Origin of the sequence: Pseudomonas sp. BF-R-24 (assembly GCF_019947335.1) — a bacterium.
In the GTDB taxonomy this organism is placed as follows: Bacteria; Pseudomonadota; Gammaproteobacteria; order Pseudomonadales; family Pseudomonadaceae; genus Aquipseudomonas; species Aquipseudomonas jessenii.
In genome coordinates this window covers 1-8,397 of the sequence record NZ_JAGYGG010000074.1, presented here as the reverse complement: position 1 = coordinate 8,397, position 8,397 = coordinate 1, and the positions used below count along the sequence as shown (strand labels likewise).

General features: G+C 59.5%; 7 protein-coding genes and 1 pseudogene. 6 read left to right on the top strand and 2 right to left on the bottom strand.

Going from position 1 to position 8,397, the window contains the following annotated elements; translation table 11 throughout:
• Positions 1-120, top strand: a pseudogene (locus tag KGA98_RS28075) (IS110 family transposase); the annotation flags it as partial.
• Positions 121-224: 104 nt separating this feature from the next.
• Here the strand turns inward: KGA98_RS28075 and KGA98_RS28070 are convergent.
• Positions 225-1,088 carry a DNA-3-methyladenine glycosylase family protein gene (locus KGA98_RS28070; RefSeq protein WP_223504919.1) on the bottom strand — a complete coding sequence of 288 codons (864 nt, stop codon included), beginning with the start codon at positions 1,086-1,088 and terminating at the stop codon, positions 225-227.
• The gene (arcD, locus tag KGA98_RS28065) at positions 1,085-2,512 is read right to left on the bottom strand and encodes an arginine-ornithine antiporter (RefSeq protein WP_223504917.1); all 1,428 of its coding nucleotides are present in this window, start codon (positions 2,510-2,512) and stop codon (positions 1,085-1,087) included. The genes KGA98_RS28070 and arcD (KGA98_RS28065) overlap by 4 nt, the downstream gene beginning before the upstream one ends.
• Before the next feature lie 445 nt (positions 2,513-2,957).
• On the opposite strand from arcD (KGA98_RS28065), the gene arcD (KGA98_RS28060) reads away from it, so the two are divergent.
• The 5 genes from arcD (KGA98_RS28060) to KGA98_RS28040 all read left to right on the top strand — a co-directional run bounded on the left by arcD (KGA98_RS28060) (position 2,958) and on the right by KGA98_RS28040 (position 8,308).
• Positions 2,958-4,385 (top strand): arginine-ornithine antiporter, encoded by a 1,428-nt coding sequence (arcD, locus tag KGA98_RS28060; RefSeq protein ID WP_057713531.1) that lies wholly within the window; start codon positions 2,958-2,960, stop codon positions 4,383-4,385.
• A gap of 34 nt (positions 4,386-4,419) precedes the next feature.
• Positions 4,420-5,676 (top strand): arginine deiminase, encoded by a 1,257-nt coding sequence (gene arcA, locus KGA98_RS28055; RefSeq protein ID WP_057713530.1) that lies wholly within the window; start codon positions 4,420-4,422, stop codon positions 5,674-5,676.
• Positions 5,677-5,757: 81 nt separating this feature from the next.
• Positions 5,758-6,768: an ornithine carbamoyltransferase gene (locus KGA98_RS28050; protein WP_057713529.1), complete on the top strand. Its 1,011-nt coding sequence runs from the start codon at positions 5,758-5,760 to the stop codon at positions 6,766-6,768.
• Positions 6,769-6,952: 184 nt separating this feature from the next.
• Positions 6,953-7,882 (top strand): carbamate kinase, encoded by a 930-nt coding sequence (gene arcC, locus KGA98_RS28045; protein WP_057713528.1) that lies wholly within the window; start codon positions 6,953-6,955, stop codon positions 7,880-7,882.
• 63 nt (positions 7,883-7,945) lie between these two features.
• The gene (locus tag KGA98_RS28040) at positions 7,946-8,308 is read left to right on the top strand and encodes a DUF5064 family protein (RefSeq protein ID WP_090457435.1); all 363 of its coding nucleotides are present in this window, start codon (positions 7,946-7,948) and stop codon (positions 8,306-8,308) included.
• Positions 8,309-8,397 lie beyond the last annotated feature (89 nt).

The window sequence follows — 8,397 nt, the reverse complement described above, 5'->3', positions numbered from 1 at the left end:
GCCAGAACTCAGGCCTTGGTCATTCTTGCCCGCAAGCTTTGCCGAGTGGCATTCGCCCTCATGAAAAACCAGAGCGAATACCAGCCGAATTTGAAGTTGCAGGGTTCCCCTGCAACATAGAATCTCCCACAGGTGACCGAGACCTTCCGAGAGACCGCGATCAACTGTGGGAGCGAGCTTGCTCGCGATAGCGCCAGAAACAGCAGCACAAATTCCGGATCAGCTCAGTCCGCCCGACTCAAGGAAGTCCACAGCACCTGCGCCGCATACCCTCGATACGGCCGCCACCCTTCAGCCCGCTGCAACAGTTGCCTGGCTGTCACCGGCCCCCCCTCCAGCGCCGCCAACGCATTGATCAGCCCGACATCACCATTGGGAAACCCATCCATCTCCCGCAACTGTCGCAAGGCAATGTATTGCGCCGTCCAGTCACCAATCCCGTACAACGCCAGCAACCGCGCTACGCCCCCCTCCCGGCCGGGCTCAAACAATCGCGGATCATCGAGCAGTGCCTGAGCCACCCCCGACAAGGTCCGGCCTCGGCTTTTCGGCATGCCCAGCGCCGCCAGATCTGCGCCTGCCAAAACGCTGGCCCGGGGAAAAACATGGGTCAATCCCGGTAGCGCTGAACTCAATGGCGTGCCGTACTGCTCTACCAGTTTCCCCGCCAGGCGGATCGCCGCCGCCACCGTAATCTGCTGCCCCAGTACCGCGCGGATCGCCAGCTCCAGCCCGTCCCACGCCCCGGGTACGCGCAGGCCCGGGCATTCGGCAATCAACCGCGCCATCAGCGGATCAACCGCAAGGTGCCGGTGAATCGTGGACAGGTCGGCATCCAGGTCGAACATTCGCCGCACTCGCGCAACGATCTCAGGCACGGCAGCAGCCTCCGGAAAGTTCAGGGTCAGCTCAAGTGCATCGGATGTAGCAGGCTGGATCGAAAACGTACCGTGAACGCCATCCAGGTCGATGCTGCGCGAGTACACACCCTCGACCACCCTTTCCAGGCCCACGATCGCCCGCGCCGACAAGAACCCCAGGAGCGCCGGCCAGTCATAGGGCGGCTGGTACGCCAGCAACAACCTCACAGACTGAGCAACCCGCTGTACAACCCGTAAGCCGCCAGCCCCGCACCACCGATGACACAGGTGAAAATACCTTTCTCGACAACCGTGAACAGTGGCTTGCCCTGCTCATTACGAGCCTTGGCGAACAGGATCACACCCGGCGCATACAGCAGCGCCGACAGCAGCAAATACTTCAGGCCGCCGGCATACAGCAACCACACCGCGTAGCCCAGAGCGATGCCACCAATGAGCAGGTCCTTGATCCGCTCGGCGGGTGCCTGTTGATAGGTTTCACCCCGTGCGCACAACAACACCGCATAGGCCGCCGACCACAGGTACGGCACCAGAATCATCGAGGACGCCAGGTAAATCAGACTGGTGTAGGTACCGGCGGAGAACAGGGTGATCAGCAGGAACAACTGGATCATCGAGTTGGTCAGCCACATCGCATTGACCGGTACATGGTTGGCGTTTTCCTTGGTCAGGAATGCCGGCATGGTCTTGTCTTTCGCCGTGGCGAACAGGATTTCGGCGCACAGCAACGCCCAGGACAACAAGGCCCCCAACAGCGAGATCGCCAGGCCGACGCTGATCAGCAACGCGCCCCAGGGGCCGATGATATGTTCAAGCACTGCCGCCAGCGAGGGGTTCTGCAGTTTCGCCAGTTGCGGCTGGGTCATGATGCCCAGCGACAGCACGTTCACCAGCACCAGCAGTGCCAATACCCCAATGAACCCGATCACCGTCGCCCGGCCCACGTCGGAACGTTTCTCCGCCCGGGCCGAATAGACACTGGCCCCCTCGATACCGATGAACACGAACACGGTGACCAGCATCATGTGCCGAACCTGATCCATCACGCTGCCGAATTCCGGGTTGTTGCGCCCCCAGATGTCGGCGGTGAAGATATCCGCCTTGAACGCCACGGCAGCAATCACGATGAACATGATCAGCGGCACGATCTTGGCCACGGTGGTCACTTGATTGATGAATGCCGCCTCCTTGATCCCGCGCATCACCACAAAATGCACGGTCCAGAGCAGCACCGAAGCGCAGGCGATGGCGATCGGCGTGTTGCCTTCGCCAAACACCGGTACGAAATAACCGAGAGTGCTGAACAGCAGCACGAAGTAGCCGACGTTGCCCAGCCAGGCGCTGATCCAGTAGCCCCAGGCCGAAGAAAAACCCATGTAATCGCCGAACCCGGCCTTGGCATAGGCGTACACCCCGGAGTCCAGCTCCGGCTTGCGATTGGCCAGGGTCTGGAACACGAACGCCAGGGTCAACATGCCGACGGCGGTGATTGCCCAACCGATCAGGATCGCCCCGGCATCGGCCCTGGCCGCCATGTTCTGCGGCAGGGAAAAAATCCCGCCGCCGATCATCGAACCCACCACCAGCGCGATCAGTGCGCTCAGGCGAAGCTTGTTCGGTGATTGCGACATCGTTGCATCTCCATTTTTCGTTGGTGGGCGGCAACGGCCGCGAGATCGTCACATAACGGGCGTCAACTAAACTGATGAAGAGTAATAACGTTTATTGGATAACGCCAACCGGCCTCTTTTTAACTTGCACAAAATGGCTATTTTGACACCGATATATTCATTTGTTTTATACGCACTTTTAATATGTAAACTCTGTACAAAAAAACCCATGAACAAAACTTGCAGATTCGAAAACCCCAACTAGCGTCATAATTCGAAACAAATACAAAAAGTGCAAAAACAAACAGCAAAAGGCTCTAGAACAGGCATTACAGACAGAAACACCGCAAATGATGGCACTCCGCCAACAAACTGGGAACGCTCTCATTTAGTGATCTAAGTCAGCTGATTGAGCAGTCAACGGAATTAGTCTGTTGCCTCTCTTCTCCTGCATTGGAGTCATGCAATGTCTGAAGCTCCCGGAAAACTGAAACTCGGCGCGCTGGTTGCGTTAGTCGTGGGTTCGATGATTGGTGGCGGGATATTTTCCTTGCCACAAAACATGGCGGCCAGCGCGGATGTCGGCGCCATTCTGATCGGTTGGGCGATCACCGCCGTCGGCATGTTGACCCTGGCGTTCGTGTTCCAGACCCTGGCCAACCGCAAACCCGATCTTGATGGCGGGGTTTACGCCTACGCCAAGGCCGGGTTCGGCGACTACATGGGCTTCTCGTCCGCCTGGGGGTACTGGATCAGTGCCTGGCTGGGCAACGTCGGCTACTTCGTACTTTTGTTCAGCACCCTCGGCTACTTCTTTCCGATATTTGGGGAGGGGAATACCCCCGCTGCCGTGATCGGCGCCTCGGTTCTGCTGTGGGCCGTACATTTCCTCGTACTGCGAGGAATAAAGGAAGCAGCGTTCATCAACCTGGTGACCACTGTCGCCAAGATCGTGCCGCTGCTGCTGTTCATGTTGATTGCGTTGTTCGCCTTCAAACTGGACATCTTCACCGCCGACATCTGGGGCCTGAAGAACCCGGACCTGGGCAGCGTGATGGACCAGGTGCGCAAGATGATGCTGGTCACCGTGTGGGTGTTCATCGGCATCGAAGGCGCGAGCATCTTTTCGGCCCGGGCGGAAAAACGCAGCGACGTGGGTAAGGCCACCGTGATCGGCTTCGTCACCGTGCTGCTGTTTTTGGTCCTGGTCAACGTGCTGTCGCTGGGGATCATGACCCAGCCGGAACTGGCCAAACTGCAGAATCCGTCGATGGCCGCCGTGCTGGAGCACGTGGTCGGTCACTGGGGTGCGGTGCTGATCAGCGTCGGTTTGATCATCTCGTTGCTGGGGGCGTTGCTGTCGTGGGTGCTGCTGTGCGCGGAGATCATGTTCGCCGCCGCCAAGGACCACACCATGCCGGAGTTTCTGCGCAAGGAAAACGCCAACCATGTACCGGTCAACGCCCTGTGGCTGACCAACGCCATGGTGCAGGTTTTCCTGATCATCACGTTGTTCTCGGCCAGCACTTACCTGTCGCTGATCTACCTCGCCACCTCGATGATTCTGGTGCCTTACCTGTGGTCGGCAGCCTACGCCTTGCTGCTGGCGGTGCGCGGCGAAAGCTACGAAGGCGCCGCGGGCGAGCGGCAGAAGGATCTCATCATCGGCGCCGTGGCCCTGATCTACGCGGTCTGGCTGTTGTACGCCGGCGGCATCAAGTACCTGCTGCTGTCCGCCCTGCTCTACGCCCCCGGCGTGATCTTGTTCGCCAAGGCCAAGCTGGAAATCAACAAACCGGTTTTCACCAACGTCGAGAAGCTGATTTTCGCTACGGTGGTCGTCGGCGCCATGGTGGCGGCCTACGGTCTCTATGACGGCTTCCTGACTCTGTAAAACCCCTGTTTTTGTCATCTGGAGGATCACTGTAATGACCACGGAAAAAGTTAAGTACGGCGTCCATTCCGAGGCCGGCAAACTGCGCAAAGTCATGGTTTGCTCCCCAGGCCTGGCCCATCAGCGGCTGACCCCGAACAACTGCGATGAACTGCTGTTCGATGATGTGCTGTGGGTGGCCCAGGCCAAGCGCGACCACTTCGACTTCGTTACCAAGATGCGCGAACGCAACATCGATGTGCTGGAAATGCACAACCTGCTGACCGACATCGTCGCTATCCCCGAAGCCCTGGACTGGATTCTGGAGCGCAAGGTCACCGCCAACTCGGTGGGCCTTGGCCTGATCAATGAAACCTCTTCGTGGCTGCGCAGCCTGGAGCCGCGCAAGATCGCCGAGTTCCTGATCGGCGGCGTCTCGGGCGACGATTTGCCCTCCAGTTTCGGTGGCAAGGCCATCGAGATGTTCCGCGACTTCCTCGGCAACTCCAGCTTCATCCTGCCGCCGCTGCCCAACACCCAGTTCACCCGCGACACCACCTGCTGGATTTACGGTGGCGTCACCCTCAACCCGATGTACTGGCCGGCACGTCGTCAGGAAACCCTGCTGACCACCGCCATCTACAAATTCCACCCCGAGTTCACCAAAGCAGATTTCGAGATCTGGTACGGCGACCCGGACCTGGACCACGGTAACTCCACCCTTGAGGGCGGTGATGTGATGCCGATCGGCAACGGCGTGGTCTTGATCGGCATGGGCGAACGCTCGTCGCGCCAGGCCATTGCCCAACTGGCGGTGAACCTGTTCAAAAACAAAGCCGTGGAGAAAGTGATCGTCGCCGGCCTGCCGAAATCCCGCGCGGCGATGCACCTGGACACCGTCTTCAGCTTCTGCGATCGCGACCTCGTCACGATCTTCCCGGAAGTGGTGAACCAGATTGTCGCCTTCACCCTGCGCCCCGATGAAAGCAAGGCGGGCGGCATCGATATTCGCCGCGAAGAAACCAGCTTCCTCGACACCGTGGCCCAGGCCCTGAACCTCAAAGCGTTGCGCGTGGTGGAAACCGGCGGCAACAGCTTCGCCGCCGAACGCGAGCAATGGGACGACGGCAACAACGTAGTGGCCGTGGAGCCAGGCGTGGTCATCGGCTACGACCGCAATACCTACACCAACACCCTGCTGCGCAAGGCCGGTGTGGAAGTGATCACCATCAGCGCCGGCGAACTCGGCCGGGGTCGGGGCGGCGGCCATTGCATGACCTGCCCGATCATCCGCGACCCGATTGACTACTAACCTATTGCCTTGGACCGCGCTGCCCTCTACCCAAGGGCATGCGCAGGCCAAGGGGATTACCGACACCTTAGGAGATCCAAAATGGCGTTCAATATCCATAACCGCAATCTGCTGAGCCTGGAACACCACACCCCTCGCGAATTGCGCTACCTGCTCGACCTGTCCCGCGACCTCAAGCGTGCCAAGTACACCGGCACCGAACAGCAGCATCTCAAGGGCAACAACATCGCGCTGATCTTCGAAAAAACCTCGACCCGCACCCGCTGCGCGTTTGAAGTAGCAGCCTATGACCAGGGCGCCAACGTCACCTACATCGACCCGAACTCCTCGCAGATCGGCCACAAGGAAAGCATGAAGGACACCGCCCGCGTGCTCGGGCGCATGTATGACGCCATCGAGTACCGTGGCTTCAAGCAGGAAATCGTCGAGGAACTGGCCAAGTTCGCCGGCGTACCGGTGTTCAACGGCTTGACCGACGAATATCACCCGACGCAAATGATCGCCGACGTGCTGACCATGCGTGAGCACGCCGACAAGCCGATCCACGAGATCAGCTACGCCTACCTGGGCGATGCGCGCAACAACATGGGCAACTCCCTGCTGCTGATCGGCGCCAAGCTCGGCATGGACGTGCGCATCTGTGCGCCAAAAGCCCTGTGGCCGGCGGACGACCTGGTGGCGCGCTGCAAACAGTACGGCGAAGAAAGCGGTGCGCGCATTACTCTCACCGAAGACCCGAAAGCGGCGGTCAAGGGTGTGGACTTCATCCACACCGACGTCTGGGTGTCGATGGGCGAGCCGGTTGAAGCCTGGGCCGAACGCATCCAGCAATTGCTGCCGTATCAGGTCAACGCCGAACTGATGAAAGCCACCGGCAACCCGCGCACCAAGTTCATGCACTGCCTGCCGGCGTTCCACAACTGTGATACCAAAGTCGGCAAGCAGATTGCCGAGCAGTACCCGTACCTGAGCAACGGCATCGAAGTGACCGATGACGTGTTCGAGTCGCCGGCCTGCATCGCCTTCGAGCAAGCGGAAAACCGCATGCACACCATCAAGGCGATTCTGGTGTCGACGCTGGCTGATCTATAACGGCTGACTGGCTCCCACTGACGGAACACGGTCAATGTGGGAGCTGGCTTGCCTGCGATGGCAGCGCCGCGGTGCATCTGACAGACCGAGGCGATCCCATCGCGAGCAAGCTCGCTCCCACAGGATCGGGTTCCATCGACAGACCGAATCGCCCGTTTACTTCTCTTTTAGAAGGACTAGCACCATGCGTATCGTCGTAGCTCTTGGCGGTAATGCCCTGCTCCGCCGGGGCGAACCCATGACCGCTGACAACCAGCGCGCCAACATCCGGATCGCCACCGAACAGATCGCCAAGATCCATCCCGGCAACCAACTGGTCATCGCCCACGGCAATGGCCCTCAAGTCGGCCTGCTGTCATTGCAGGCGGCGGCCTACACCTCGGTTTCGCCTTATCCGCTGGACGTGCTCGGTGCCGAAACCGAAGGCATGATCGGCTACATCATCGAACAGGAACTGGGCAATCTGCTGGACTTCGAAGTGCCCTTCGCGACCTTGCTGACCCAGGTCGAAGTCGATGCCAATGACCCGGCCTTCAAGAACCCGACCAAACCCATCGGCCCTGTCTATACCAAGGAAGAGGCCGAAGCACTCGCCGCCGAGAAAGGCTGGGCCATTGCCCCGGACGGCGACAAATACCGTCGCGTGGTCGCCAGTCCGAAACCGAAACGCATCTTCGAAATCCGTCCGATCAAATGGCTGCTGGAAAAAAGCAGCATCGTGATCTGCGCCGGCGGTGGCGGCATTCCGACCATGTACACCTCGCCCGGCAAACTCGAGGGCGTCGAAGCGGTCATCGACAAGGACCTGTGCTCCGCGCTGCTGGCCGAACAGCTTGAAGCCGATCTGCTGGTGATCGCCACCGACGTCAACGCCGCCTTCATCGACTTTGGCAAACCCACGCAGAAAGCCATCGCCCAGGCCCACCCCGACGAAATGGAAAAACTCGGCTTCGCCGCCGGCTCCATGGGACCGAAGGTGCAGGCAGCCTGCGAATTCGCGCGCCATACTGGGAAAGTCGCAGTGATCGGCTCGCTCTCGGACATCGAAGCGATCGTCCAGGGCAAGGCCGGTACGCGCATCAGTACGGCGACACCGGGCATCAGCTATCAGTAAACGAAACGGCGGGGCAGGCCTGGGGCCGGCCCTGATTCAAGATCTTTTGAAGGAGAGTCAACAATGGCAACGTTCGAGCCGGGTCACCTGCACATCGAGCGACACGCGCTGAACAAGGATGACGTCAGCTACAACATCTGCATCGACTATGAAGTCGCCCAGGATCCCAAGGAAGGCAAAGGGATGCAGTTCAAGATGCACGGCAGCATCCAGGGCAAGGACATGAGCGAGACGTTCTTCCTGCCCAAGGACATGGCCTACAACTTCGCCAGCAACGTCACCAAGATTGCCGAGAAGCACGGCATCCCGAAAACCCATAGCAACATCGGTTCGATCCACAAGCATTACGACGCCATGTTCGAGGACGTGCGGGTACAACTGAACATGAAATCGGGCGACCCGGTCAAACCCGAGCATCTGGAATAATTGATTCACCACAATCTACTGTGGGAGCGGGCTTGCTCGCGAAAGCGGTGTATCAGTCGCCAACGATGGTGTCTGACACGACGCTGTCG

Coding starts and splice junctions, on each gene's coding strand:
- arcC (WP_057713528.1), top strand. CDS start 6,953: ATGCGTATCGTCGTAGCTCTTGGCGGTAATGCCCTGCTCCGCCGGGGC.
- arcD (WP_223504917.1), bottom strand. CDS start 2,512: ATGTCGCAATCACCGAACAAGCTTCGCCTGAGCGCACTGATCGCGCTG.
- arcD (WP_057713531.1), top strand. CDS start 2,958: ATGTCTGAAGCTCCCGGAAAACTGAAACTCGGCGCGCTGGTTGCGTTA.
- KGA98_RS28050 (WP_057713529.1), top strand. CDS start 5,758: ATGGCGTTCAATATCCATAACCGCAATCTGCTGAGCCTGGAACACCAC.
- KGA98_RS28040 (WP_090457435.1), top strand. CDS start 7,946: ATGGCAACGTTCGAGCCGGGTCACCTGCACATCGAGCGACACGCGCTG.
- arcA (WP_057713530.1), top strand. CDS start 4,420: ATGACCACGGAAAAAGTTAAGTACGGCGTCCATTCCGAGGCCGGCAAA.